The 26,026-nt window shown below is 40.7% G+C and carries 37 protein-coding genes; 25 read left to right on the top strand and 12 right to left on the bottom strand.

What is annotated here, in order from left to right; genetic code table 11:
• Positions 1-10: 10 nt before the first annotated feature.
• From MKZ05_RS09825 to ypmT, 4 genes are all read left to right on the top strand, one after another.
• Positions 11-601 carry an SCO family protein gene (locus tag MKZ05_RS09825; RefSeq protein WP_003216134.1) on the top strand — a complete coding sequence of 197 codons (591 nt, stop codon included), beginning with the start codon at positions 11-13 and terminating at the stop codon, positions 599-601.
• A 69-nt stretch (positions 602-670) separates the two neighbouring features.
• Positions 671-1,432, top strand: a complete 762-nt coding sequence (locus MKZ05_RS09820) for an SGNH/GDSL hydrolase family protein (RefSeq protein WP_034620452.1) — start codon at positions 671-673, stop codon at positions 1,430-1,432.
• 9 nt (positions 1,433-1,441) lie between these two features.
• A complete protein-coding gene (locus tag MKZ05_RS09815) occupies positions 1,442-2,008 on the top strand; it encodes a YpmS family protein (RefSeq protein ID WP_050943897.1) in 567 nt (188 codons plus the stop codon).
• 22 nt (positions 2,009-2,030) lie between these two features.
• On the top strand, positions 2,031-2,228 hold the full coding sequence (gene ypmT / locus MKZ05_RS09810; protein WP_012010295.1) for a protein YpmT: 198 nt from the start codon (positions 2,031-2,033) through the stop codon (positions 2,226-2,228).
• A gap of 31 nt (positions 2,229-2,259) precedes the next feature.
• On the opposite strand, the gene MKZ05_RS09805 is transcribed toward ypmT, so the two are convergent.
• The 3 genes from MKZ05_RS09805 to MKZ05_RS09795 form a co-directional block, all read right to left on the bottom strand.
• The gene (locus tag MKZ05_RS09805; RefSeq protein WP_339159949.1) at positions 2,260-2,925 is read right to left on the bottom strand and encodes a DUF4397 domain-containing protein; all 666 of its coding nucleotides are present in this window, start codon (positions 2,923-2,925) and stop codon (positions 2,260-2,262) included.
• Between the two features lie 119 nt (positions 2,926-3,044).
• Complete coding sequence (locus tag MKZ05_RS09800) at positions 3,045-3,305, bottom strand: hypothetical protein (protein ID WP_012010293.1); 261 nt, start codon at positions 3,303-3,305, stop codon at positions 3,045-3,047.
• Positions 3,306-3,353: 48 nt separating this feature from the next.
• Positions 3,354-3,791 carry a MarR family transcriptional regulator gene (locus tag MKZ05_RS09795; RefSeq protein ID WP_050943899.1) on the bottom strand — a complete coding sequence of 146 codons (438 nt, stop codon included), beginning with the start codon at positions 3,789-3,791 and terminating at the stop codon, positions 3,354-3,356.
• A gap of 137 nt (positions 3,792-3,928) precedes the next feature.
• Between MKZ05_RS09795 and msrA the strand changes: the two genes are divergently transcribed.
• Both msrA and msrB read left to right on the top strand, forming a co-directional pair.
• Positions 3,929-4,465, top strand: coding sequence for a peptide-methionine (S)-S-oxide reductase MsrA (msrA, locus tag MKZ05_RS09790; protein WP_339159946.1), 537 nt, complete (start codon positions 3,929-3,931; stop codon positions 4,463-4,465).
• The gene (gene msrB / locus MKZ05_RS09785; RefSeq protein ID WP_012010290.1) at positions 4,462-4,893 is read left to right on the top strand and encodes a peptide-methionine (R)-S-oxide reductase MsrB; all 432 of its coding nucleotides are present in this window, start codon (positions 4,462-4,464) and stop codon (positions 4,891-4,893) included. The genes msrA and msrB overlap by 4 nt, the downstream gene beginning before the upstream one ends.
• Before the next feature lie 51 nt (positions 4,894-4,944).
• Here the strand turns inward: msrB and MKZ05_RS09780 are convergent, their stop codons facing one another.
• Positions 4,945-5,973: an SDR family NAD(P)-dependent oxidoreductase gene (locus tag MKZ05_RS09780; RefSeq protein WP_050943901.1), complete on the bottom strand. Its 1,029-nt coding sequence runs from the start codon at positions 5,971-5,973 to the stop codon at positions 4,945-4,947.
• Between the two features lie 243 nt (positions 5,974-6,216).
• On the opposite strand from MKZ05_RS09780, the gene MKZ05_RS09775 reads away from it, so the two are divergent.
• Positions 6,217-6,933 (top strand): acylneuraminate cytidylyltransferase, encoded by a 717-nt coding sequence (locus MKZ05_RS09775; protein ID WP_284907215.1) that lies wholly within the window; start codon positions 6,217-6,219, stop codon positions 6,931-6,933.
• A gap of 34 nt (positions 6,934-6,967) precedes the next feature.
• Here MKZ05_RS09775 and MKZ05_RS09770 read toward each other — a convergent pair whose 3' ends face one another.
• Together MKZ05_RS09770 and MKZ05_RS09765 are read right to left on the bottom strand one after the other, a co-directional pair.
• Entirely contained in the window at positions 6,968-7,930 is a 963-nt protein-coding gene (locus tag MKZ05_RS09770; RefSeq protein ID WP_284907216.1) for a DUF3880 domain-containing protein, read from the bottom strand.
• A 15-nt stretch (positions 7,931-7,945) separates the two neighbouring features.
• The gene (locus MKZ05_RS09765; protein ID WP_065098203.1) at positions 7,946-8,347 is read right to left on the bottom strand and encodes a hypothetical protein; all 402 of its coding nucleotides are present in this window, start codon (positions 8,345-8,347) and stop codon (positions 7,946-7,948) included.
• A gap of 208 nt (positions 8,348-8,555) precedes the next feature.
• Between MKZ05_RS09765 and cgeC the strand changes: the two genes are divergently transcribed.
• The 12 genes from cgeC to MKZ05_RS09705 all read left to right on the top strand — a co-directional run bounded on the left by cgeC (position 8,556) and on the right by MKZ05_RS09705 (position 17,811).
• Entirely contained in the window at positions 8,556-8,876 is a 321-nt protein-coding gene (gene cgeC, locus MKZ05_RS09760; RefSeq protein ID WP_050943905.1) for a spore maturation protein CgeC, read from the top strand.
• Between the two features lie 17 nt (positions 8,877-8,893).
• Entirely contained in the window at positions 8,894-10,189 is a 1,296-nt protein-coding gene (locus MKZ05_RS09755) for a glycosyltransferase family 2 protein (protein WP_339159941.1), read from the top strand.
• Positions 10,190-10,346: 157 nt separating this feature from the next.
• Positions 10,347-11,723: a sigma-54-dependent Fis family transcriptional regulator gene (locus MKZ05_RS09750; RefSeq protein WP_003216007.1), complete on the top strand. Its 1,377-nt coding sequence runs from the start codon at positions 10,347-10,349 to the stop codon at positions 11,721-11,723.
• A gap of 117 nt (positions 11,724-11,840) precedes the next feature.
• Positions 11,841-13,241, top strand: a complete 1,401-nt coding sequence (ablA, locus tag MKZ05_RS09745; protein WP_003215473.1) for a lysine 2,3-aminomutase — start codon at positions 11,841-11,843, stop codon at positions 13,239-13,241.
• Positions 13,242-13,243: 2 nt separating this feature from the next.
• Positions 13,244-13,525, top strand: a complete 282-nt coding sequence (locus MKZ05_RS09740) for a YokU family protein (RefSeq protein ID WP_050943908.1) — start codon at positions 13,244-13,246, stop codon at positions 13,523-13,525.
• A gap of 79 nt (positions 13,526-13,604) precedes the next feature.
• Positions 13,605-13,829: a YozE family protein gene (locus MKZ05_RS09735; protein WP_003215834.1), complete on the top strand. Its 225-nt coding sequence runs from the start codon at positions 13,605-13,607 to the stop codon at positions 13,827-13,829.
• Positions 13,830-13,973: 144 nt separating this feature from the next.
• Positions 13,974-14,654: a hypothetical protein gene (locus MKZ05_RS09730; RefSeq protein ID WP_012010279.1), complete on the top strand. Its 681-nt coding sequence runs from the start codon at positions 13,974-13,976 to the stop codon at positions 14,652-14,654.
• Positions 14,655-14,904: 250 nt separating this feature from the next.
• Positions 14,905-15,075 (top strand): YozD family protein, encoded by a 171-nt coding sequence (locus MKZ05_RS09725; RefSeq protein WP_003216084.1) that lies wholly within the window; start codon positions 14,905-14,907, stop codon positions 15,073-15,075.
• 48 nt (positions 15,076-15,123) lie between these two features.
• Positions 15,124-15,732: a phosphatase PAP2 family protein gene (locus MKZ05_RS09720; RefSeq protein WP_339159937.1), complete on the top strand. Its 609-nt coding sequence runs from the start codon at positions 15,124-15,126 to the stop codon at positions 15,730-15,732.
• 54 nt (positions 15,733-15,786) lie between these two features.
• Entirely contained in the window at positions 15,787-16,104 is a 318-nt protein-coding gene (locus MKZ05_RS09715; protein ID WP_003215750.1) for a hypothetical protein, read from the top strand.
• 112 nt (positions 16,105-16,216) lie between these two features.
• Positions 16,217-16,912 carry a purine-nucleoside phosphorylase gene (gene deoD, locus MKZ05_RS09710; RefSeq protein ID WP_309217872.1) on the top strand — a complete coding sequence of 232 codons (696 nt, stop codon included), beginning with the start codon at positions 16,217-16,219 and terminating at the stop codon, positions 16,910-16,912.
• 68 nt (positions 16,913-16,980) lie between these two features.
• Entirely contained in the window at positions 16,981-17,811 is an 831-nt protein-coding gene (locus MKZ05_RS09705) for a M15 family metallopeptidase (RefSeq protein ID WP_003216072.1), read from the top strand.
• Positions 17,812-17,861: 50 nt separating this feature from the next.
• Here MKZ05_RS09705 and MKZ05_RS09700 read toward each other — a convergent pair whose 3' ends face one another.
• Positions 17,862-18,113, bottom strand: coding sequence for a hypothetical protein (locus tag MKZ05_RS09700; protein WP_003216113.1), 252 nt, complete (start codon positions 18,111-18,113; stop codon positions 17,862-17,864).
• Positions 18,114-18,205: 92 nt separating this feature from the next.
• Complete coding sequence (locus tag MKZ05_RS09695; protein WP_284907222.1) at positions 18,206-18,904, bottom strand: class I SAM-dependent methyltransferase; 699 nt, start codon at positions 18,902-18,904, stop codon at positions 18,206-18,208.
• 151 nt (positions 18,905-19,055) lie between these two features.
• Here MKZ05_RS09695 and MKZ05_RS09690 point away from each other — a divergent pair, with 151 nt between their 5' ends.
• Positions 19,056-20,441: a S41 family peptidase gene (locus MKZ05_RS09690; RefSeq protein WP_137055085.1), complete on the top strand. Its 1,386-nt coding sequence runs from the start codon at positions 19,056-19,058 to the stop codon at positions 20,439-20,441.
• A gap of 40 nt (positions 20,442-20,481) precedes the next feature.
• On the opposite strand, the gene MKZ05_RS09685 is transcribed toward MKZ05_RS09690, so the two are convergent.
• From MKZ05_RS09685 to MKZ05_RS09675, 3 genes are all read right to left on the bottom strand, one after another.
• The gene (locus MKZ05_RS09685) at positions 20,482-21,975 is read right to left on the bottom strand and encodes a sodium:solute symporter (RefSeq protein ID WP_050943914.1); all 1,494 of its coding nucleotides are present in this window, start codon (positions 21,973-21,975) and stop codon (positions 20,482-20,484) included.
• A complete protein-coding gene (locus MKZ05_RS09680) occupies positions 21,975-22,178 on the bottom strand; it encodes a DUF3311 domain-containing protein (protein WP_003215965.1) in 204 nt (67 codons plus the stop codon). Before MKZ05_RS09680 ends, MKZ05_RS09685 begins: the two co-directional genes overlap by 1 nt.
• A 235-nt stretch (positions 22,179-22,413) precedes the next feature.
• Positions 22,414-23,031, bottom strand: a complete 618-nt coding sequence (locus MKZ05_RS09675; protein ID WP_003215532.1) for a nitroreductase family protein — start codon at positions 23,029-23,031, stop codon at positions 22,414-22,416.
• 140 nt (positions 23,032-23,171) lie between these two features.
• Between MKZ05_RS09675 and MKZ05_RS09670 the strand changes: the two genes are divergently transcribed.
• Positions 23,172-23,504, top strand: a complete 333-nt coding sequence (locus MKZ05_RS09670) for a winged helix-turn-helix transcriptional regulator (protein WP_003215692.1) — start codon at positions 23,172-23,174, stop codon at positions 23,502-23,504.
• A 75-nt stretch (positions 23,505-23,579) separates the two neighbouring features.
• The gene (locus MKZ05_RS09665) at positions 23,580-23,798 is read left to right on the top strand and encodes a hypothetical protein (RefSeq protein WP_003215921.1); all 219 of its coding nucleotides are present in this window, start codon (positions 23,580-23,582) and stop codon (positions 23,796-23,798) included.
• A 40-nt stretch (positions 23,799-23,838) separates the two neighbouring features.
• On the opposite strand, the gene MKZ05_RS09660 is transcribed toward MKZ05_RS09665, so the two are convergent.
• Positions 23,839-24,312 carry a hypothetical protein gene (locus MKZ05_RS09660; protein ID WP_003216069.1) on the bottom strand — a complete coding sequence of 158 codons (474 nt, stop codon included), beginning with the start codon at positions 24,310-24,312 and terminating at the stop codon, positions 23,839-23,841.
• Between the two features lie 86 nt (positions 24,313-24,398).
• Between MKZ05_RS09660 and rarD the strand changes: the two genes are divergently transcribed.
• The 3 genes from rarD to MKZ05_RS09645 all read left to right on the top strand — a co-directional run bounded on the left by rarD (position 24,399) and on the right by MKZ05_RS09645 (position 26,020).
• Positions 24,399-25,313, top strand: a complete 915-nt coding sequence (gene rarD, locus MKZ05_RS09655) for an EamA family transporter RarD (protein WP_049754910.1) — start codon at positions 24,399-24,401, stop codon at positions 25,311-25,313.
• Between the two features lie 78 nt (positions 25,314-25,391).
• Positions 25,392-25,673, top strand: a complete 282-nt coding sequence (locus tag MKZ05_RS09650; protein ID WP_003215525.1) for a hypothetical protein — start codon at positions 25,392-25,394, stop codon at positions 25,671-25,673.
• Positions 25,670-26,020 carry a YojF family protein gene (locus tag MKZ05_RS09645; RefSeq protein ID WP_050943916.1) on the top strand — a complete coding sequence of 117 codons (351 nt, stop codon included), beginning with the start codon at positions 25,670-25,672 and terminating at the stop codon, positions 26,018-26,020. The genes MKZ05_RS09650 and MKZ05_RS09645 overlap by 4 nt, the downstream gene beginning before the upstream one ends.
• Positions 26,021-26,026 lie beyond the last annotated feature (6 nt).

Genomic DNA, 26,026 nt, shown 5'->3' with positions numbered 1-26,026 from the left:
TGGACGTACCATGCTTAAAAAAAGGGGAGCCTCACTTGGTGCGCTTATGATCATAAGCGTGCTTCTTTTAGTCTCATGTTCAAATGGACAAATCAAAGATGCGTTAAATTATCAAATACAGCCGTTTGAATATGAAAATCAGGATGGACAAAAGGTGTCATTGGATGATTTGAAGGGGAAAGTATGGGTGGCAGATTTTATTTTCACAAGCTGTGAAACGATCTGTCCGCCGATGACTGCACATATGACAGAGCTGCAAAAACGGTTAAAAGAAGAAAAATTGGATGCGCATATCATTTCCTTTAGCGTGGACCCGGAGGTAGATTCACCGAAAAAGCTAAAAGAATTTGCAAAAGCATATCCTTTATCCTTTAAAAATTGGGATTTCCTCACTGGTTACTCGCAGTCAGCAATTGAAAAATTCGCAATGAAAAGCTTTAAAACCATTGTGAAGAAACCTGAAGATGAAGACCAAGTGATCCATCAGTCATTGTTTTTCCTAGTTGATCAAGAAGGAAAAGTGATGAAAAATTATGATGGTGTACAAAACACGCCATATGATGACATCATCAAGGACATCAAAACGCTGATCCGTAGCTAGCATAAAGATGTTCAAATGAGCAAAAACATGATACACTTTTTTAATCAGAAAAAGGAGGGACATCATCGTTTGAAGGCTCGTTTGATTTTGATTGTGATGTCTCTAGCTTTTGTTCTTTCTGCATGTTCCGCGCAAGAGGCTGGCATAAAGGATAAACTAGAAGACACACAAGACGTAAAAGAACATATTACCATCGCAGCGGTTGGAGATTCCTTAACAGAAGGAATCGGAGATCAACAAAAAAAAGGATATGCAGGCATGACCCGTGACAAGTTAGAAGCAGTGGACGGCGTGCAATCTGTCACATTAAAAAACTATGCCATTAAAGGCAGTAGAACGGTAGATTTATTAAAAAGATTAAAAGAAAAAAAGGTGCAAGACGGTCTGAAAGATGCTGACTATATTTTCTTTACGATCGGCGGCAATGACTTAATGCATGTCGTTCGTCAAAATGTACTCAATTTGACGTTTGCTCCTTTTCAAAAAGAGCAGGGGCCTTTTGAGGAGCGCTTTAAAACCATTCTTGCTCAACTGAGAGAACATAATGACCATGCGAAGATCATGTATGTAAGCATGTATAATCCCTTTAAATTCAGTCTCACTGAGCTGAAAGACATTGATGAAGTCGTCAAAGACTGGAATGCCGTCGCCAAAAAAGAACTAAAAAAAGATGGCAACGCTGATATGATCAATGTAGCAGATTTATTTGAGGAAGATTCTGATGAAAAATTACTGGCAGATGATGATTTCCACCCAAACCAAAAGGGGTACTCTCTTATGGCAAATCGTTTATTCTCCAAAGTGAAAAAAGAAGGACTGCCGAAGGAATAGGGTGAACGTATGAAAAAGTGGAAAAGCTTATTTTTTATTTTACTTGCAATCAATCTATTGATTGTACTTGCCTGCGGTATTTTGATGTTAATGCCAGGCGGTCAATCCGCTTCAACTAAAGAATTGAAAAGCGAGTATTCTTTTAATATATCTAGCTCAAAGGAATCACTCACCAGCTTTATCAATGATTACTTGAAAAATCAAGGGTCAAGCGATATGCCAGACTTTCATGTGGCGATCGATCAAGATGTAAAAGTAACAGGCGCCATTAAAGCTTTCTCTTCGACGATTGATGCAAACGTCTCATTTACGCCAACTGTCGAAGATAATGGTGATGTGCTTTTGAAAGTGGATGGCCTTTCAATTGGACAATTGAGCATTCCGATTAGTTTTGTTCTAAGCTACATGGGCCAGTTCTATGAACTGCCAGAATTCGTTCATGTGAAACCGGATCAAAAAACGGTTGAAGTGCGCCTTTCAGAAATGCCGTTGACGAATGATATGTATGTGAAAGCAAACAAAATTGATCTAGAGAACGATGAAATTGAGTTCTCATATTATCATCCAAAGCAATAGAAAGTGAGTCAGGAGTGAAATCATGAAGCGAGTCTATCAATATTTTAGTTTACTGTCGTTTTTATTTGCTGCGTACTTTGGCATCACAGCTGCCACTGATTTAAGAGCAGAAAATATCGATCAGTTTTACTTAAATATTGCCTATTGTGCATTATTTCTAGGTATCATGATTCTTGCTTTTGATTTTCAAAAGCAAGAAAAAGCTGAAGATGTCTCGTAAAGAGCCTTTCCTTTATGGAAAAGGCTCTTTTTTATATTTGCTGAGACAAGACCACCTTCGCCATAAGCTCTGGCTCTCCGTTAGCAAATCCATGAAGCAGAATGAGGTATGCCCGGTTTGCTTGCAGATGAACTTTTGGGATATCAAGCAGTATACTTTGAGTGCCGGCGGCTTTCAATTCAAAATGATATTTATTTGGGGAGAAATGATGAATGTGAGTGCTGTTTACATAGTGAAGCTCCTTAGCTAACACCCCTTGATCACGTTCATATATATCAATGGAAGGAAGGTCTGGAGAAAGGTGGACAAATGTAAGGGCTGACAGGTCCTTATGTTGAATCAGAGGGTCTTGCCGCTCTGTCAGCAGCGCAAAACCTGCATGTGCACCCGTGATACATAGGGTGTAAATCTCGTCACGTTTAATCATCATACGAGAATGAAGAACTCTTTGTTTTGTAGCTAGCTTGAACACTTCTATCTCATACATTCCATCATCCCACTCCATATAAGCTGTTAACTGGCTGTAAGGCATTTTTTTCAAAACCTCATTCCGGTTCACATAAACAGCGAGCTCACTAAGATCTGGGGCAGCGTGAAAAAGCCGAATAAAGGCTTTGGATGAAGGGCTGCTTTGAGGGTGCTCGAAGCCCGCAGCGAGTGGACGGTATGGATAATTATGATAAAAGAGCTGCTGCATGTATCAATCCCTACTTTCTTATGCGATGGTGTTTTTTGTAGCGTATGCATGAAAAAGGCGATCTGTATAGGCAAACGAAGCATAGAAAAAAGCCTGACGTTTTCCGTCAGGCCCGCATGTTAAGAAGGAGAAGAATATTGATGATATTCAGCTAGCTTAATGAACGTTTTTTCATCCTCAATGAGACCACAAACACCGCACTGGACTTTTATTTGAGGACCTTGATAGCTCATGTGAAAAGGAGAAAGCTGCTCTCCTTCGTATCTTTCGACAACTGCTCCGGTCGCAGGGTCCAGCTTCACAGGTTCTGAAAGCTGCTCAATCAGATTAAAGCGCGTTCTGTTCGTTTTACAGTTTGGACAAAGATAAGGGCTTGTCATGGTTCATTCCACCTCTTTTTATCCGTAGCATGTCCAGTGCGCTAAATTCTATGCTTCATCCTTTTGACTTTTATCCAGCTTTTTAAATAATTTGATCATTGTTTTTAGTTCCTCATCGTCGAATGACTCAAATCGCTCCATAAAGTATTCTGTTTTCTTTTTCTCAAAATGCTCAGTAATTTCCTTACCCTTATCGGTTAAGTGGATTTTGATGATGCGGCGATCCTCTTTAGAACGGATACGGGTGATCCAGCCCTTTTCTACAAGTGTGTCGGTCACAGCTGTGATATGGCTTGCTGACACTCCTAGAATGGACGCAAATTCCGTTACTTTTTTTGCACCTTGCTCACGAAGCAGATTTAAAATGAGAAATTCATTCCGAGATAATTCGTTTTCGAGCAGGCTGTTAATCTCATAACGGATCTGCTTAAATACGGTTCTCAGTAAAGTATCCATTTCATACATCATTTTTTTTCTTTGTTCCAATCATTAAACCCCCATTATATTTTAAAATACGACAAAATGCTTTTTTATCATTTAGGTAGACAAGTCGTATCATTTTCATTATTTTTCATCATGTTATAATATGATGATACCATTTTTTAAATGAAGGGGGCACTAATATGTCTGAAAAACAAGAATTAGCCACATTTGCAGGAGGCTGCTTCTGGTGTATGGTTAAACCTTTTGATGAACAGCCGGGCATTATCAAAGTTGAATCAGGGTATACTGGCGGACATACAGTGAATCCGACCTATGAAGAAGTATGTACAAATACAACGGGGCATAGAGAAGCGGTTCAAATCACGTTTGATCCAGACGTATTCCCGTATGAAAAGCTATTAGAACTGTATTGGCAGCAAATAGACCCAACAGATGATGGCGGGCAATTTGGTGATAGAGGAAAGTCCTACCGCACAGGTATTTATGTTCATCATGATGAGCAGAGAAAGCTTGCAGAGGCATCGAAAGAGAAGCTGAACGAAAGCGGCATCTTTCAAAAGCCAATTGTGACAGAAATTTTAGATGCTGCTCCTTTTTATCCCGCAGAGGAGTATCATCAGCACTATTATAAAAAGAACAAAATGCACTACGAACGATATCATGTCGGTTCTGGCAGAGCGGGTTTTATTGAGTCCCATTGGAGTGATAAATCATGACAAACGATAAAGAAAAACGACTAAAAGAATTAAACCGAATGCAGTATGAAGTCACACAAAATAATGGCACTGAGCCGCCATTTCAAAATGAATTCTGGGATCATAAAGAAGAAGGCATTTATGTAGATATTATTTCAGGCAAGCCGCTTTTTTCTTCTTTAGATAAGTTTGATGCCCATTGCGGCTGGCCGAGTTTCACAAAGCCGCTTGAAGATGAGGAAGTAGCCGAGAAGGTGGATAAGAGCCATGGGATGGTGCGGACAGAGGTGCGCAGCAAGACAGCTGATTCTCATCTAGGTCATGTCTTTCCTGATGGACCAGGACCAAATGGTCTTCGGTATTGTATTAACTCAGCCGCTTTGAAGTTTATCCCAAAAGATGATCTTGAAAAAGAAGGCTATGGGGATTTGAAACATCTATTTGATTGATCTATTAAAAAATCGTCACATGGAAGGCATCTGCTTCCGTGTGACGATTTTTTATTTTTTATGATGCGTGTGATGTAATTGTTCAATGATACGGAATAGCTTTTCTTTTGTAATGAGAGGCGCTTCATTGGATGTGTAATTGGTTAAGTCGACTTTTTGAAAGGAAGCATGCAGTTTTGGTCTTGGTAAAATGGCATAAAATTGTTCATGCTCAAATAGTGCATCTGCTTCGTGCGGAAATGTAAGCTCTTCGTGAAGCTTTTCTCCAGGTCTTTTCCCGACAACGAGAATTTCCGGAGATGAGACATTGATTTGAGCAGCATATTCATGAAACGCTTTTAAGAGATCAGCAAGCTGTAATGACTCCATCTTGAGAATGAACGTTTCGCCGCCTTTCATCATGATGGCTGCTTGAAGTGTGAGGGAGACAGCCTCTTCGATGGACATAAAAAAACGTGTCATATGAGGATCAGTTACGGTCAAAGGTTTTTCATTTAACAGCTGCTGGAGCATGATGGGAATGACGGAACCTCTTGATCCAAGCACATTGCCAAAACGCACAGAGCAAAACAATGTTTTTTGGTTCAGAATACTTTCGTTTGCTTGGAAAAATAGTTTTTCTGAAATTAATTTTGTTGCACCCATGGCATTTGTCGGAGAAACTGCTTTGTCTGTGGAGATGTTGACAACATGACTGACTTCATGTTCGATTGCAGCCTCAATGATGTGCTGCCCGCCGATAATATTTGTTTGCACGGCTTCAAACGGATTGTCTTCACAAGTAGGTACTTGTTTTAAGGCGGCTGCATGAAAGATGATATCAACGCCTTTGACGAGCTGTCTCACGCGGCTTGCATCTCGTACATCGCCTAAAGCGAAGGCGACTTCTGGGTGATCCGCATACTCATTTTTCATCATGTATTGTTTGCTGTCATCTTTGCTGAAGACGATAATCTTTTTTGGAGAGCATGATGTTAATTTTTTCACAATTTGACGTCCGATTGAACCTGTACCGCCTGTAACTAATATCGTTTTGTCACGAAAAAAAGCCTTCAAACTCGTTTCTATCTTTTTGGACATATCTAATCCCCCAACTCTCATTTCTCTACTTTGCATCATATGTGAAAGAGTGGTATCCGTTTGAGGAAAAGAACCACTTTCTATATAAATTAGGTGAACACATTATAACCATCTGCATGACGTTTTAATAGAATATGGAGAGATAAGAGAATAAGTAGAAAAATGAGAGACCTGAACACTTCAGTACTGCGATCAGCTCGGAAGAATATGTAGAGAGCTTTGCGCGAGGGGAGAAGGGAATACATGTATAGGGGAAATCGTATTTTAGCCTTGATACCAGCTTTTAGAAGCAGGCGCGATCAGCATGATGAACACATTCGCGTATTGGCGGAGCGGCCGCTCATCTATTGGACCATTCAGCCGTTACTGCAAATGATTGAGTTAGACGAAATCATCGTCTCTACAGAGGATGTCAATACACAAATCATTTCTTCTCACTACGGATCCCGTGTGATAGAACTTCCAGACAGTCATGTAACAGAACAAACACCGTCACTCATAGCGGTGAAGCATGCGCTTGCTTACTTAGAGCGTGAGGGGAAAACCTTTGATATTGTTCTATATTTGCATCCATCGTCTCCTTTAAGACAGCCGGAAGATATTGAGAAGTGCTTGCAGCTTCTAGTAGAAGGGAGCTATGACTGCGTGGCATCTTTTACAGAGGCGCTAGAAAACCCAAATGAGACATGGACACTGCATGAGAATAATGAAGCCACTTTATATAAGGACAATCATTACTTTTTCATGCCAAAGCATGAGCAGCCATATACGTATGGCCGTTTAAATGGAGCAGTGTATGCTTTTCATGTTCCATATGCAAAAGAATGCATTCATTCCTTTTTAGAAGGATCTGTTGGAGCGTATATCATGGATTCCCAAAAATCACTTGTGGTCAAACAGGAAGAAGATCTTGAGAAAGCGGAGAAAGTCTTATTGGCTCGCAGAGATGCGGAGGGTTAGGTATAAGAAGAATTTCAACGAGAAAAGCGCCCGGTCATAGGGCGCTTTTTACGATTTCATAAAGTCTGTGTGGAAATGACTCAAATGTATTCCATGAAACGACTTGTTCGTAATTGTTTCGTGCGATTGCTTTTCTTTTCTCGGCATTTGATCCATAATATTCAACCTGTTCCAGCAAATCGTCCTCATCTTTATAAAAAGCGAAGCTTGAAAAAGCTTGAGGCGGTTGTAGATCCGTCAATTGAAAGCTTCCAGCTGCAGCGATATCAAACGCTCTATTGTTCAGGCTTACATTTTGAATCATGGCTTTGTTTTTGTTATAGGCAAATTGAGCCGGTCTGTGCGGGTTAAGAACAATCGCTGATTGCTGATAGATGTCCGCCATTTGCTGAGGGCTCAGCCAATTGGTCACTAATGTGAGATCGCGATCATGTCTTCGTGACTTATTTAAATGACGATGCCATTCCTTACCTGCAACGAGAATTCGCCATTTTTTCTGTTGTAAGAGTGTATCAATGGCTTTCATGCGGTTGGGATAAGGGTAGCCAACGAGTGCAATGTCGTAGATGCACATCTTTTCAGGCGATTCATTTTTTTGAAAAATACGTGTATTTGCCGGAATGGGAAAGTAGTAGGCGTCAACTATGCCCAATTGCTTGTAAAAAGGCAAAGCTCCTTCATCAATTGTTAATATGAGCCGCGCATCACGCGTGCAAGCAGCTGACACATCTGTATAAAAAGGATCTTCTGTCATCCACAAAACGATCGGGATCTTTTCTTGTTTGAATTGATGAAGCACTTCGCTCGGAACATGATCACCGATCATCATCAAAACAAAATCCGGAGAAAATGTCCGGATTTTGTGCATGTGAGCGGGTAGAGATTCTCTGTCAATCTTTACACATGAAAAGGGGGAATCAATGAAGCTCTCTTCTACCCATTGATCAAACATATGATAGATTCCGCCGTAGCCAGAGCTGATATAAAGAAGCTTCATGATGGCCCTCTCACATTAAGATGTGAACGTAACACTTTCAACTTTATCTACATCTAATAAAGTCGTTGCAGAGCCTGTTGGTGTAACTGAGCTTTCTTGTGTAACAAATACAACACCCGTTAAAGCATTGAATGCTACGAATTGAACTGGCCCGATTAAATCACCTGAGTCAGTGACAATGCTAATGACGGTTCCTGGTGCAAGTCTTGCAAAAATCCATCTTGCTGGCTGAGATACATCGAGTGTTGTAGCAGAATCTGAAGGTGATGCCTCGGCTGCCACTTCACTTAATAAATCATTCAATTTTTCTTCCATTTGTACTCCTCCTTCTTCAAGATTAACTGTTAATGTACGAGTAAGCGGTTTGAAAAACACTTTCAATAGTTCTTTTTTTAATTCGGCACGCTTGTCGCTCATTTTTTTCCCCATCCTTTCTTCATCAATTCAAACTCACCCCTATGTATATGCCGTTCATTTTTTTTGGTATAAGCAGAACGCTGATTCCTTGCTCTTTTTATCATTTAATCACTTCACACATTTTTAAAAATGTTTTCAAATGCTGAGGCTAAATGAAGTGAATCTCATACTCTAGTAAAGATTAAATGCGAAGAGAGAGGGATTATGAATGGAATTTGATCAATTATTAAATGGTTGGAACGAAGAATTACTAGAAGCAGAAGGAGTACTTGAAGTCATCTTGATTTTACTTCTTCTTCGTCTATTAGAAGAAAGTGAGGAAGAGAGTGTGTCAGACATCAAAGAATTACTTCGTCCGTGGCTTGAACTTGGCATTCCAGTGCCACGCGTTCATTTAGTCAATGGAGATGTCCTTCAAAACGTAGTTGTTGTGCAGCTCTTTGATACAGTAGCGGTCTTTAAAAACGCGACAAATCAGCTAAGAGTGAATGTACCTTACGTGAACATCGTCAGCTGGGGGGCTTTTTAATCTAACTAAAAAGGATAATGATCATGAAAGTATCGGTGATTTTAACAAGCTACAATAAACCTGATTTCATTGATCGTGTGCTAAAGAGTATGGTGGAACAAACGTATTCAAATTGGGAGCTTCTCATTATGGATGATGGCTCAGAACAAGGCACCATCCAAAAGATCCAGCCCTATTTAGAAGATGAGCGCATTCATCTGTATTCACGCACGGTTCATCCTGCAAAACGGCTGTTAACCGTACGGTATGCGACACTAATTAATGAAGCGCTAGCTCGTATAACAGGTGAGCTCATTTGTTATTTAACCGATGATACCGTGTATCATCAAGATCGTTTGCAGAAAATGGTGGATGTTTTTCAGTCGAAGCCTCATATCGATATCGTGTATTCCTCGCAGCGGGTCGTGCATGTTGATAAGCAATTAGTTGAGACGATGAGCTTTGTGCGTGAAGCAGCCCAAATATTGGAGCATGCGTCCTTTCAAGTGGACCATTGTTCGGTCATGCACAGAAGGCGTTTGCTTCCGCTAATTCATGAAAAATACGGACAATATTGGGCTGATGAGCCGAAACACTGGCATCATGCAGATTCTGTTTTTTGGATGAGGCTGAATGATTTTGCTGCTTTTTTTCCATTAAGAGATGTACTTGATACAACGTATAAAACGCCTCATTCCTTTCATCATTTGTTTTCGAGTATGCCGTATGATCTCATTGACGGAACGGTGATTGAAAAGGAAGGGGATTACTACCAAATCGCAGGCGGGAATCTTCATGAAATTGAAAGGTGCTGGGTGAACGAAAAAAACAGACGCGCCATTCGGGTTCCGTCGTTATGTGCGATGAAATATGAGATGAAAGACATGCTGGCAGTACCTAATTATACAGTTGTCACAGCAGATCATGGGAAAACGTTCTATTATATTGAAGGTCAGAAAAAAAGGCGGTTTGCTTCAAAGCGTGACGTGCAATATTTTCAGTTTCATCCTAAGGATATCTATACGATTTCAAATGAACGGCTTCAGATGTATGAAGAGGGCGGCATGATTCAAGTGTCACCAGTATTTAATCCGCCAAACAGGCGGCTCTTTAAATGGAAACAAGATGTCTATTTACTGATGCATCATACTTTTTGTCGTATTGACCCTGAGGTTGTAAAGCGATTTGCTTTTTATCATCAGCCAATTAATTTATACCCTTCCCAATTTACATTATTTCAAGAAGGAAAGCCGATAATGCCGCTGTATATGGAATCGCTGCAAGAATTCGATATGTCTCTTTATCAAACATCAGGGCGAAAGCACTCCTCATAAGAGGGGTGCTTTTTTGACGCTATTGACAAAAAAGCAGGAAGTTGCAAGGAAAAAGCGAAACATGAAAGGACAGGAGAACGTGTGATGAAGATGATCAAGCCGCTGAAAATCCGGCAATAGATGCCGGTTTTTCGGCACTGAAAGTGAGGGGGAAAGAATGGGGAAGGTTGTCGAAAGAGCGGACTGGTTTGAATTAATTTTAGAAGCCATTGATGAAGCCATCCATGTTGTAGATGATCAAGGAATGACGATCTTTTACAATCATAATGCCGCTAAGTTTGACTGTTTACAAAAAGAAGAGGTGATTGGCAAGTACATCCTTGATGTGTATCCCTCTTTAACAGAAAAAACAAGTACGCTCATGCATGTTTTGAGAACAGGGAAGCCCATTTATCATTCGCTGCAAACCTATTTGAATAAAAACGGCGAAAGAATTGAGACCGTCAATACGACATTGCCTATTATTGAAGACAGCCAGTTAATAGGTGCGGTCGAAGTCGCAAAAGATGTATCGAAGCTGTCAGCCCTTTCGAATCGTTTAGATCAAAAAAAACGAATACACGATGCGGCTGGGGCAGAACAAATGCATGATTTTTCTTCATTTTTAACAAATGATCCGCTCTTAAATGAAATGCTTGAAAAGGCAAAAAAAGCTGCTGCTTATCCGTCATCAGTTGTTGTCTACGGGGAAACAGGGACAGGGAAAGAAGTGCTGGTTCAAGCCATCGTTCATGAATCTGATCGGAAAAACCAAGTGTTCATTCCGCAAAACTGTGCGGCACTCCCAGAATCGCTACTTGAAAGCCTATTGTTCGGATCTGTCAAAGGGAGCTATACAGGCGCAATTGATCGCAAGGGGCTCTTTGAATTAGCTGATGGAGGCACGCTTTTTCTTGATGAACTGCAAGCGATGCCGCTCACGCTGCAGACGAAATTATTACGTGTGTTAGAGGATGGCGTGGTGCGCCGCATTGGAGATGCAAAAGCGATTCAAGTAGATGTAAGACTCATTACTGCACTCAATATGGACCCATTTGAAGCGGTGAAAAAGCAAATTTTAAGAGAAGACTTATTTTATAGACTGCATGTGTCATCTTTTCATATCCCGCCGCTTCGTGAGAGAAAGCAAGACATCCCGCTGCTTTCCCGCCATTTCATTCAAACCTATCATCAGCAGTTTTCAAAAAACGTCAAACGCCTTTCTGAAGAAACAAAGCAATTGTTTATGGCTCACCACTGGCCGGGGAACGTTCGAGAATTAAAACATACCATTGAGCATGCCGTATTGATGATGCCAAAGGAAGCGGAAGACATCACACCTTCATACCTTCCTGCTCATTTACGTACGCAGAAGCTTGAGGAAGGAACACTCAATGCCTCCTTAAAAAGTCAGGTTTCTTCATTTGAACAAACACTCATTCAAGAAGCTTTAAACAAGCATCATGGCAATATTAAAAAAACCGCTGCCGCTTTAAAAATCCCTCGACAAACACTGCAATATAAACTGAAGAAATATGCAGATGCCGAAATATAGGCATCACCATCCATTGAATATCACGGGTAAAGCTCCTTCTATAAAGAATAGGGGCATTTTCCCATGTTGGCACATAACTTGCATAGTATAAGGTGAATGCTGATAGGGGGAATGGATATGAATCAAAAACTATATGAACCGGCGCGTCATTGGAAGGACATTGAACTTTGGAAAGATGTACCTGAGGAAAAGTGGAACGACTGGATTTGGCAGCTGACGCATACCGTGAAAACGCTTGAAGATTTAGAGAAAGTCGTAAACTTAACAGAAGAGGAAAGAGAAGGGGTGAAGATTTCCACCAAAACCATTCCACTTAACATTACACCCTACTATGCCTCATTGATGAATCCAGACGATCCAAGATGTCCAGTACGTATGCAATCTGTGCCAATTGCTGAGGAGCTTCATAAAACAAAATATGACCTGGAAGACCCGCTGCATGAAGATGAAGACTCACCTGTCCCGGGGTTAACGCATCGGTACCCAGATCGTGTGCTCTTTCTTGTAACAAATCAGTGCTCCATGTATTGCCGCTATTGTACGAGAAGACGTTTTTCCGGTCAGATCGGTATGGGCGTGCCAAAAAAGCAGTTAGATGCTGCCATTGGATATATTAGAGAAACACCTGAGGTGCGGGATGTGTTAATTTCCGGCGGAGATGGGCTCTTAATCAATGATCAAGTGCTTGAATACATTTTGAAAAACTTACGAGACATTCCGCATGTTGAAATCATTCGCATAGGAACCCGCGCGCCGGTCGTCTTTCCGCAGCGCATTACAGATGAGCTGTGCGAGATTTTGAAAAAATATCATCCAGTTTGGCTGAATACCCATTTCAATACAAGCATTGAAATTACGAAAGAAGCAAAAGAAGCGTGCGAACGTCTTGTAAATGCCGGCGTGCCTGTAGGTAATCAGGCCGTCATCCTTGCAGGAATTAACGACAGTGTGCCGATTATGAAGAAGCTGATGCACGATCTCGTGATGATACGGGTCAGACCATATTATATTTATCAGTGTGACTTATCTGAGGGCATTGGCCACTTTAGAACACCAGTATCAAAAGGTCTTGAAATCATAGAAGGCTTAAGAGGGCATACGAGCGGCTATGCCGTGCCAAGCTTTGTTGTGGATGCACCAGGAGGCGGAGGAAAGATCGCCTTGCAGCCAAATTATTTATTATCGCAAAGCCCTGACAAAGTCGTCCTTCGTAACTTTGAAGGTGTCATCACCTCTTACCCTGAACCAGAGCATTACGTCGCAGGCCAGGCAGATGCGTATTTTAATGAAATTTATGAAGAGAAACAAGACCCGGCAATTGGTATTACCGCACTATTTGAGGATGAGGCGAAATCGTTTACGCCAGAGAATTTAAGCCGGATGAAACGAAGAGAAGCATATGAGACAAATCCTGAGCATGACACACTCAAAAACAAACGTGAAAAACGAGATGAATTAAAAGAGAAAAAATATCAAGCGCAGCTCAAAAAAGATCAAACTGTAAAGGAGGAGAAATAACCTTGCTGACATGTGATTGGTGTGAGGAAAACAAAGCAAACGCAGAGCAGACAACAGTCTATTGGGAACTGATCACTGGCACACAATCCATTGAAATCATCGAAACACCGTCCATTTCCTGCACGCACTGCGGTATGACATATCAAAAAGATGAAACGGTTAAAGGGATAGAAGATCAATTAATTTTAGTGGATCAGACAAAACTTCCAGAAAAAATTTCATACGAAGAATTAATGAGCATGGAGCGGTTATTAAAGCGAAATTACTTTGACTTTTCATCATAAGTTGTACCTCCGCCTATACAAGTCATCAAATTGCTGTATAATATAACAACAAAATAGAGTGTCGCGGAGGGAAAAACAGGTGAAGTCGTTTTACCATTATTTAATGAAGTACAGACATCCAAAACCGAAAGATGAAATCAGCCATTTTGCAAATGCTGCTTATGAGGATCACAGCTTCCCGAAAGCGTCCACTGATTATCATGAGCTGTGTGCCTATTTAGAATTAAATGGCGATTATTTAAGCTCAATGACAACATTTGACGAAGCGTTTGAGCAATATGAAGTAGAAGTCAAAAAAAAATAACACACAACCGCTTTTTCCAGATGGGAGAAGCGGTTTTTTGATGAGAAATAAAATGGCGTTTTGCATGGTGTGGTTGCCCATGCAGAATTCCTTGCGCCGGCATACGATACGTTAAGACCAAAAGTCGGGCAAGGGGGAGACAGAATGAAGGCGAAAGCACCAAAATATCAAGTAGGGGATATTGTCGTCGTTGTCATGTACGGCACAGTTGGAACGATTACAAAAGTCCATCAAATTGACCAGCACTATTTGTATGAGGTCAATCATAATGAGGTGCTTTATTTTGAAACATCACTTCAGCTTTACGATGAGTACGACGGGGTGATTGTGGATACAGAAAAGCTGGACATTGAATATGAGTTCCTCATTGGCGATGTTGTATATGTAAAAGATTACGGAAAAGAGCTATTTAAAATTATTGGGCATCGGACTGAAATATGGCGATACCTTGATGATGGCTGGGAAGATGTCATTTATGAACTCACGAGGCTAAAGGACGGAGAGTGGCTGGAAACAGAAGAGGAAGACTTAACGCTTGTCCTAAGGAAATATGAGATGGACCAGTTCGTTCATCAGCTTCTTTTTGTGCATTACGTCGGTGAAACCTCAAAAGAAATGGAAGAAGATATGGTGCAAACAGCTCTATTACAATTAGAAGAGAAACAAGAAAGCGAAGCATCACTAGAATTTCTCGCTGTATCTATAGTGGATGAGCTTCTTGATATTTATAATGACTATAAAATTCTCTACGAATTTTTCGAAGATCCAGAATACAAAGATATGATGGATTTTATATTGGAAAGTTTACACGAGCATTTTGGTTAAAGAAAGACTTGTCCTAACACGAATAAAAAATAAGGCACACAGAAAAAAACAATCACATAAAACCATCCCCTCAAGATACGGCCCATCACCTGATCAAACATTTCTCCATCTAATATGCTGAACCATTTCATTTCCTCAAACCCCTTTTCTTTTTGTTTACTGCATTTATATGTATGGAATGAGCCATTATGACAAACTGTAATAAAAAACAGGCGTCGTTCATACATCATAAAAAAGGAGGCGGAATGTCATGAAAGAAGCAGATTTGGTGATCGATACAGAGGAAATTGCGGAATTCTTCTACATGGAGCTGGTCAAAAGAGGGTACATACCTGCGGAGCTGGAAACGTTTGAGCTGGCTGACATTACGTTTGAATATATGCTGAAAAAAACAATGATAGTTGAAGAAGAGGCGTGGTAGGCACTATACTTTGAAGTGATTCTGAAGAGAGGGAGGAGAATCTTTCGCGTGTATATCCTATTTCTTTTAATTTTATTTGGTGCCATTGCTGCGCTCATGGTATCTGGAGCGGGTCAAGCATTGGACAACCAGATCATCTTATGGTTTGAGAGCATCAGACTCCCTTTTTTAAATGATGTCATGCTGACTTTGACGGACTTTGGCATTAGTGCGCTGCTCGTGCCCATCATGCTCATTTTTAGTGTCGCTTTATTCATGTATAAGCGCTATTACTCTATCATGATGCTTTTTCTATTATATCTCACAGAAAAGACCATCAACCATGAACTAAAGGGGCTGTTTGCTAGAGAGCGTCCGGCCTTTGATCATCTTGTCAATGAAACGTATTACAGCTTTCCGAGCGGACATTCGATGAATGCAGCCACAATCTATCCGTTTATAGCTTATCTATTAGTTGAAATGATTCCATGGCTGAAAGAAAGACAAAAAATCGTCTACTTGATCACAGGGGTCTGTGTTGTTTTGATTGGGATCAGCCGAATGTATATCGGCGTTCATTTTTTGACAGATGTCGCAGGCGGTTTTGCGATAGGACTTGCTTTATTTCTCATTTGTAAAAAGATTGACGAAAAATTGTCTATCATTCGACAAAAATAGAAGAAGGAAATTGACAGACCCCAGCCAATTTTATATAAAAGGGGAGGGATTTGAATGCAATTGACGTTGAGATTTTTTCAAAAGAAACCTTCAGCATTTCACTTAACCATTTATCAGACACCTGAATATGGCGCTGCAAGTGGGCATCAGCCTGTGTACCGGACAAAGATTGGCGGCAGAACACACCTGGATGTTCTGGAAAAAGCATTCTCGACATTTAATGTACATGATACAGTCCCTAGTGATTACAATGCACGGTTTATCACAACAGGTGATATTGTTGTGATTGATGATAAGAAAAAGGGAAAATGCTATTATCAGCTTTTTCCGGCAGGATGGAAACGCAGTGAGCGACTGTTGACGATGAGTTAAATAGAGATTTTCGATGCCAGCTCGAGCTTTAGCTGGTATTTTCTTTTTTGGGCTCAATCGTTTATACTAAATAGGACAAAACACATAGTAAACGTAAGTGGAGGCTAAAAAAATGAGTGTACATATTGGAGCAGAAAAAGGACAAATTGCAGAAACGGTATTGCTGCCAGGCGATCCGCTTCGTGCGAAATATATTGCAGATACATATTTAGAAGATGTCAAATGCTATAACGAAGTGCGCGGAATGTATGGTTATACTGGAACCTACAAAGGAAAGCGCGTTTCTGTACAAGGAACCGGAATGGGCGTACCTTCTATTTCGATTTATGTGAATGAACTCATTCAAAGCTATGATGTTCAGAACTTAATCCGCGTTGGATCTTGCGGGGCTATTAAAAGGGATGTCAACGTACGAGATGTCATTTTAGCTCAAACATCTTCAACAGATTCACAAATGAATCGTGTGGCGTTTGGACCGATTGATTATGCACCTTGCGCTGATTTTGGACTGCTTAAGAAAGCATACGACACAGCAGAAGCAAAAAATGTCGCTGTACGTGTCGGTAATGTATTTACAGCAGATCAATTTTACAATGAAAAACCACTTGAGCTCATGGCTCAATACGGAATTCTAGCAATTGAAATGGAGACAACCGCTCTATATTCGCTTGCAGCAAAATTTGATCGTAAAGCGTTATCCATTCTGACAGTGAGTGATCATGTTCTCACAGGAGAAGAAACAACGGCTGAAGAGCGTCAAACGACATTTGACGAAATGATCTTAATTGCGCTAGACTCCGTTTTATAATAGTATAAAGGGTGTGCTACGATGTAGCGCATCTTTATTTTTTTAGAAGAGCAAAAGGAAGGTATGTCATGAAGAAAAGCTATAAAATACTCTCAATCGCATCGATTCTTGGTTTGACAGCCGCACTATCGGGCTGCCAGTTGCTGGATCAAAAAAGCGGTACATCTGAATCGAACAAAACAAACGAACAAAAAAGCGCAGAAAATTCATCTACCCAGCAAAACTCAAACAATACAGCAGATTCATCGGATCAAGAGCTGACGTTAAAGAGTGAATATTTCAATGACATCAAAGTGGTAAGCGGGCTGAAAACCATTCAAAATCCTGCAAACGTGCTAGCACTTGTCAACAAAGAATACGCATTACCAGGAACCTATAAACCTTCTGATCTCGTTGTTCCAAAAGTAGAATTCTCTTTTTCAGAGGATATTGAAAAACGATATATTCGTAAAGAAGCAGCAGAAGCACTTGAGACATTATTCAAAGATGCGAAAAAGAAAAACTTTGAGCTGGCTGCCGTATCTGGCTATCGCTCCTATGACCGTCAAAAGGTCATTTTTGATAGTGAAGTCAAGTTAAAAGGCAAAGAAAAAGCGCAAGAAGCAGTAGCTTTACCAGGCGAAAGTGAACACCAAACAGGCCTTGCAATGGACATTTCCTCAAAAAGTGCCGGCTTTGACATCTCTGAAAAGTTTGGTGAAACACCTGATGGCAAATGGGTGGCTAAAAACGCCTATAAATATGGTTTTATCATTCGTTATCCAAAAGGAAAAGAAGACATGACAAAATATGAATATGAGCCGTGGCATCTGCGCTATGTTGGAAAAGAAGCAGCAAAAGCGATGCATGATCACGATTTAACATTTGAAGAGTACATGAATAAAGTGAAGAAAATTTAATCAAATAAAAAGGCCTCCCAGCTATTCGGGGGACCTTCTTTATTTTTCTTTTAAAAAAAGAACAATCCTGCTAATGCGAAACCTGTAATGAAACCAAGCCCGATGCCATAAGCGGCACCCCAGCCGTAATACCCTCCGTAATAACCAAAGCCAAAGCCGCCGCGAGAACCGCCGACTGGACGAATATACACTTTGCGGTTTGTCACCCGCTCAATGCGTCCGACATGTACTCTGCCATTACGATCTGTGATTCTAGCGACTTTCCCCATATGCTGCTGACAAAGCTTTTGATAGCGCTCCATATTTTTCCTCCTTATGACAAACTCTTTTCCCTCTTATCCTATGCGAGAGACCTCATAGAGTTTGGACAAAACATATAGGAGATTCGCTCATTTTATACGGTACATTCAAATAGAATGTGGCTTAGCTGCTTTCGGTGCGCTTGAATCAGATCGTAGTGTGTTTGCATCGTTTCGTAAAGAGAAGGCGGGATATATTCAGATAATTCCATTTCTGTCGGCTCCTCTTGTACCATGTGATCATCAAATGAGAGAATTCGAACGTCATGAAATCCTGCTGCTTTTAGCTGCTCCTTCCATTCTTCAAGTGAAAAGAGTGCGTGAAACCCGTAAAAATCTCGAACGGCGGCAAGCTCCTTCGGTGTAAGGGGTGCTTTTAATACTGCTTCATTCGCAACAAGTTGACTTCCAGGGGCAAGCACGCGTTTAATCTCAGCAAGTGCCGCTGGAAGGTTGGTAAAGCTCAAAACAGATTCACTGATCAGAAGAGTGAACGCTTCATCTGGAAATGGCAGCTGTTCGATCGATGCTTGCAGTGCGCGGATCGGCAGTTCTTCTCGCTCAAATCGCAGATTAGCCTTTTCAATCATCAAAGGGTGTGTATCAATCGCCTCCACCTGATAACCGATATTGCCTAAATATGCCGCCGTTTGTCCAGTCCCGCATCCCGCATCCAGTATGCGCGCATCAGGCATCAATTTTATATGCTCAAGCATCGTTTTTGTTAACTCAATTCCGCCAGGATGGGCACTAGATACGCCAAAATAGGCAAGCATTTCTACATAATCACTCATAAAATCCCTTCTTTCCTTATCAAGTTCCTCTTTAAAGATTATGCAATGCAAGGTCAAATGGCTTATCTTTTCAAAGAGAACTTCGATCCTTTGGTTGACGGATGAAGCATCGTCCTTGATAATAATGAAAGGAGATAAAGGTGGTGTTTTTTTGAAAAAACAATTTAAGATCGTCATCGCTATTTTGGTGACAGCGGCACTGTCCTCAGCGATTACATTTGTGATCACAAAACAAGGGACTGTCAATGTCTCAGGAGATGAGAAGTTTAGTAAACTCATGGCTGCGTATACGAAAGTAAAAGATGAGTATTACGAAAAAACGGATGATCAAAAACTAGTAGATGGTGCGATTCAAGGAATGATCGCATCACTTGATGATCCATACTCTACATATATGGATCAGGAGGAAGCCGAAGGATTTAACAACACCATTTCTTCATCATTTGAAGGAATTGGTGCTCAAGTAGAAGAGAAGGATGGACAAATTTTAATTGTCGCACCGATTAAAGGCTCTCCTGCTGAAAAAGCCGGGTTGAAACCTCATGATCGTATTTTAAAGGTGGATGGAAAAAGCACAAAAGGCATGTCGGTCAATCAAGCAGTCTCTCTAATCAGAGGGAAAAAAGGAACGGATGTCAAGCTTCACCTTAACCGCCAAGGAGTGGGAAATGTTGATGTGACCATCACAAGAGACACCATTCCAGTTGAAACAGTGTATGCAAAACTCACAAAAGACAAAATAGGAGAAATCCAAATTACGTCCTTTGCTGAAACAACGTCAAAAGAGTTAGATAAAGCCATTGATGACCTCGAGAAAAAAGGGGCAAAAGGGTTTGTCATTGACCTGAGAGATAATCCAGGCGGCATTATGACAGAAGCGATTGAAATGAGTAATGACTTTATCGATAAAGGGAAAGTCATCATGCAAGTTGAAGAAAAAGGGAAGAAAGAAGAGTACAAGGCTGAAAAAGAACGCAAAGTTCATCAGCCGGCAGTTGTCCTTGTAAATGGTGGCTCAGCCAGCGCTGCAGAAATCATGGCGGCGGCTCTGCACCAATCTTCAGGTATCAAAATTATTGGTGAAAAGACATTTGGTAAAGGAACTGTTCAAAATGCGCAAAGCTATAATGATGGTTCTAGTGTCAAGTTAACCATTGCCAAGTGGCTAACGCCGGATGGTTCGTGGATTCATAAAAAAGGAATTGAACCACAGGTCAAAGCATCGCTCCCAAGTTATGCAAAGCTGCCATACTTAAGCCCGAAAAAAACGTATCAGCTGAATGACAATGGAGATGAAGTCAAAGCGGCTCAAAAAATGTTCCAAGCGCTTGACTACAAAGCAAAAGCAAATGGTGAGTACGATCAAGCCTTCCAGACGATCGTCAAAAGCTTCCAAACAGACAACGATCTGAAAGCAGACGGAATTCTGACGGGAGATACAACGACAGTACTGATGACAAAGATCCAAGATAAGCTAAAGAAAAATGATACTCAAATGAAAAAAGCCATTGAAGTCTTGAAAAAAGAAATGAAATAAAGAAAGAGCAGTCCTCATAGGGGGACTGCTCTTTTTATATTTACGCGTTGTTTCCCATCGCTTCTGTTTTGTCTTGATCTTTTTCAAATAGTTCATTCATGACAGAATTGGATGTGACCTTCTTTTGGAAGAATGGATTCAAAATCAGGATGACCACAACGTTTGCTAGTAAACCAAGAAACCCTTCATAAAGACCGAACGTGACTTGTGAGATATTGGCTGTAAAGGTGACGATGATGCCAACAACTAACCCCGCAATCGTTGCTTCTCTCGATTGTTTTTTCCAGAACAAGCTGATCGCAATGGCTGGGAAGATTTGAACCATTCCTGAAACACCAATGAGCTGAAGCGTCACAAGTGCTGTTGGGAAGAGCATTCCGAATAATAGAGCCAGTCCGATCACGATAAACACCATTGAACGAGTGATGATGGTCAACCTTTTAGGTGATACATTCGGATGAATTAAGTCACGATATAAATTATTGGCAAATAAATTCGATGCACCAATGGCCATGATCGAGCATGGAATGAGGGAAGCCAGTGCAATCGTTGAATAAGCAAGACCCTGCATCACGCCGCCATATGACGTTTGAATTAAATGAAGAAGTGCAAATCTTGGATTCGTATCTTCTGGTAAGACCAAAAAGGCAATAAATCCAAGGAAGATGACCAAAATCAATACGATGTTATAAAGAGGCAAAAACATGCTGTTTTTACGGATAGCATCTGCACTTTTTGCTGTAAATACGCCTGTTGCCGCATGTGCCCACATAAACAAAGCAAGGGCAGAAACACCTGAAGCGGTAATGAACCATAAAATGCCTTTAGGACCGCCGTCAGGAATTGTCAGAAGCTGTGGAGCTTCCTTAGCTAACGTATTCATCATCGGAGTCCAGCCGTTAAAATGAATGATTGGCAGTGAAACCACCATAAACAGCATGATGACCCAAACGAGAATATCCTTAATAATGGCTGTATATGTAGGACCTTTAATCCCGCTGAAAAATGTATAAAGTGCGACTAAAATAAATGAAATAATAACAACTGCATTCACATTAATATAACTAGTTCCAGCGACAGTTAACGTATCTTGAATCCCGCTCAGTTGAAGACAAATATAAGGAATGAGCATAAGTACTCCAATAATTGCAATTAGACTGGATAACAGCTTGCTGTCAAAGCGCTCACGTGCATAATCAGCGAGCGTTGTGAGGTTGTGATTCTTCGCAACCGTCCATAGCTTTGGTAAGAAGAAATAAGCAATAAAATACGCTAGAACTGAATAGGGAATAGCGAAAAAAGCGACACTTCCAGCTGTATAGGCTGTACTAGTGAGCCCTAAAAAGGTATAAGCTGTGTATAAATCTGCGCCAACGAGGAACCAGACGAGCAGCCCGCCAAATTTTCTCCCGCCGACAGACCATTCCTCTACTGACTGTCTGGATGATTTATCACGGCCAGCGGCAAATCCAATGACCACGACGATGAAAATGATACTTGCTGTAATCAATAAAGCTGTTAAATTTCCTTGCATTAGTCAGTTCCTCCATTTGAATGTTGCATGCGGTAAATGATGAATGTACAGACTGGTGTGAGAACAATCCATAGTAAGAGCCAGAAGTGGAAAAAAGGCAGGCCTATCACAAATGGATGGATACGATTCGCAAAGGGCAGCAGTGCGAGCTGTCCGATGAATGGAATCGCTATAAGTAGTGCCAGTATCAATTTTTTATTCATGATTTCCTCCTGAATTTTTTGTAATTTCATAATAATAGCAGTTGTCAGATTAGATCACAAGACCATTTTCAGAAAAAACAATCATTTCGCTGAATATCATACTAATATAACGCTTTCATTCTTAAAAAGGAGAAAAAGTGGAGGTGAAAAGGGGTAAAGTGAAAAGAAAATATGCAGAAATAATATTGAAACCAAATAAAAAAACCTCAGCATGAAAGCTGAGGCCTTGCCAATTTTAAAGGAAATCAGATACTTCTTCGATGTCGAAACGATTGCTTTTATGAGCTTCTTTCGCTGCTTTACCAACTGAAATCAGCATGACTGGCTCATATCGGCCGCTTACATTGAATTCTTTGATGTAGGCGTCTTTACTGAAACCACCCATTGCGCATGTATCATAGCCCATTGCTTTTGCAGCAATCATTAATTGCATAGCAGCTAATGAAGCATTTGAATACGCAGCTTCACGTGCATACTGCTCGCTTTGGTATGCGCCATTGATTTGAGTCATCAATGTTTCTTTGATGTCTTCAGTAATGAAGCCTTGTTCTGCCAGCTCACTGTAGATTTTTTCACCATTTTGATTGGCTTCAAGATCACCTAGTACAGCAATAACAGCTGATGCTTGTGAGATTTGCTTTTGGTTGTAAGCGATTGGAAGTAACTTCGCTTTAGATTCAGCACTATGGAAGACAGTGAAATGCCAATGCTGAAGGTTCCACGCGGATGGTGCTTTTGTTGTGATATCAAGAAGCTCTGTTAACTCTTCTTTTGTCATTTCATGAGTTGTATCGTACTCTTTTACTGAAGCTCTTTGTTTTAAAATGTCAATCGTTTTTTGATCAGTCGCCATGTGGATATTTCCTCCCGTTTTTGCAAATAATATGGTACAATAACTAAAAAGTGAGAAACTTACTTATTGTAACTAGAGATATATTTTAAATTGTATACCGTTAGTTTGTCAAACAATCATGAAAAGAAAGGCTGAAATTTATGGAATTTCAATTATGTCCACACATTCAGCAAGCTTTTTTACTGCTAGGCAAAAGGTGGAACGGTCTCATTATTCATGTATTGCTTGATGGTCCAAAGCGTTTTAAAGACATGACGGACATTATCCCATCCATCAGTCAAAAAATGCTCGCAGAGCGTTTAAAGGAACTTGAGCAAGAAGGGATTATAGAGCGAACTGTATTGCCTGAGACGCCTGTGAAGGTCATTTACTGTTTAACTGAAAAAGGAAATGCGCTAAATGATGTGTTTCATGAGGTATCTAGGTGGGCAGGGGAATATACAGAATCTCATGAAAAAAAGGAACAAGCCTAGTTTCAGGTTTGCCCAAACGTTTTGACTCCTGATGAATATGCTGATCTTAGGCACATGACAAAGGAGGAGAAATGCATGTACCCTCATACTCCGTATTTCCGAGGCGGCGCCCCTGGCATTCCGCCATATGAATCCAGAGTCCCTTTGTTTTTTGGTTTTGGCGCTCCTTTAGTCGGCGGACTGCTTGGCGGGTTTTTAGGAAGTGCGATTTTTAATTATCCCCGTCCATATTACCCACCACCACCACCGCCTGTTCCACCACCTTATGGCGGAGGATATCCACCATACTATTAAGAAAAAAGAGTAAGCCTGCTTCTATATCAAAGCAGGCTTTTTATAATGGAATATCGATTTCAGAAATCCCCGGATCATCATGCTTTAAAAACATAATCTCCAAAATACCGTCCTGATACGAAGCCTTCGTTCCTTTTCTTTTGACAGCAGCAGGGAGGACGACTTTTTTCTGCGTGCCTTCCTCAGGAAAATGATCAATAAACAGCAGGTTGGCTGTATGTTTAATTTTTACTTTTTCTGTGCTCGGCCGAGCAAGCTCAATCTTAACGAACACGTGATCAGTGGTTTCGAACACTTCCACTTCGGGTTCTTTTTCTTTTTTGACGTCTGTTTCTCTCGTTTTTTGATGTTGAGAGAGTGGGTCCTGAAAAGGGAACTGAGCAGGATAATTGGATCCGAATACACTTTCCATCACTTGATTGACGTACTGCTCGACGTCTTTAGGGTCTGAATTCTTTAAGGCTTCTTTTGAAAATTGCTTTTGAAAAGGGAATAATCGGTTCCAGTCAAACATGCAAATCATCCTTTCTAAATGCCCTGAATTAGTATATGCCCATTCACTTGAGTGCGTGCTATAATATACGATAGGTTTAGAAAGGAATGGTTAGATTGAACGAACAACAGCAATCAAAAGGTGTTCTCTATACGGCAGCATCTTTTACATTATGGGGATTATTCCCGTTATATTGGAAACTGATGGAACATATTTCGTCAGGCGAAATTTTAGCGCACAGAATTTTATGGTCATTTGTTTTTATGTGCGGTATTCTTCTGTATTTAAAACAAGTCCGGCCGGCGATGCAGACAGTGAAGGGTCTCATGCTCGATGGCAAGGCACTTTTTTCATTACTATTATCTGCTATTTTAATATCGGTTAACTGGTATGTGTACATTTGGGCAGTCAACCATCATCTTATGCTAGAAGCTAGTTTAGGGTATTATATTAATCCGCTTGTCTCTGTTTTACTAGGCATCATTTTCTTGAAAGAGCGGCTCAATAAATTACAAACCATTGCGATTTTAATTGCCGCAGCTGGAGTGATTCTTTCTACGATTCAGTACGGTTCATTTCCTGTCGTGGCAATATTACTTGCCTTTAGCTTCGGTTTTTATGGATTGATTAAAAAAAGAATGAGCTTCACGAGTGCCATTGGTTTGACAATTGAAACGCTGCTTCTAGCCCCGGCAGCTCTTGTGTACTTATTGTTCTTCTTAAAAGAACCTGTGGTGACAATGAATCCTAACAGCTTCGGATCGCTTGGTCTCTTATTCTTTGCAGGGGTCTTTACTGCGGTACCGCTTCTTTTATTCTCTGAAGGGGCAAAAAGAATTCCTCTTTATCAAGTGGGTATTTTACAGTACATTGCACCAACGATTACGCTGTTTTTAGGGTTATTTGTGTATCACGAGCATTTATCTTCAGCTAAAATTGTGACGTTTCTTTGTATCTGGGTGGCGATTTTATTGTTTACGACCTCTCAATTACGCATGAAAAAAACAGCGAATTCTCATTAAGTCCTACGAGCAGTTTGCTTTTTTTTGAAGGCGGATCATGTCATAATAAGTTGTTACCAAAACTGTAGAGGTGATTACATGTCATCAGCCAATGAGCTTACAGCTGCTTATCAATCTTTATGGAAAAATCGTCAGCTTGATGTCGATGATATGTCTTCTTTACACGAGGCAATATGTGATGATTTAAGCGATGCGCGCACTCATCCGAGGGCGAGAAAATCATTTCATCAAAAATATGTACTCGCTGTAGAGAGAATATTAGAAAGTGGGCTTCGGCATGATCATCAGCTGCAGCTGATCAGCTTACATACAAAAAAGCTGCGCGAATTAATTCAAAATGAAGGAAGGAACCACTCATGAAACCAATTCAAACGGAAGATGTCACAGCACATCTTGAATCGTTTTTAAATCGTCCAGTCTTCGTTCATCTTGAAACGACCACTGGTTCTTATTCAGCTCATGTAAATGAACAAAATATGACGGTCGTTGCCTATATCCGCAATGCGAAAGTCGTCTATTCACAGGCGAAAATAAAAGGACAAGGTCCGTACCGTGTTGGAATGAAAACAGAAGATGGCTGGATTTATGCAGAAGGATTAACGGATTATGTGTTTGATGACCATGGCCGCCTGCTGTTAGCTGGGCACTTGCCAGACGGGAAACTAGCGATCTCATTACAAATTAGTGAAACACCATTTCAGGTGTAGAAGAAA

The sequence above is a fragment of the Bacillus sp. FSL M8-0277 genome (assembly GCF_037975305.1).
Taxonomy (GTDB): Bacteria; Bacillota; Bacilli; order Bacillales; family Bacillaceae; genus Bacillus; species Bacillus pumilus.
Note: the sequence above shows the minus strand (reverse complement) of the source record. Positions and strands in the feature narration are given on the sequence as shown.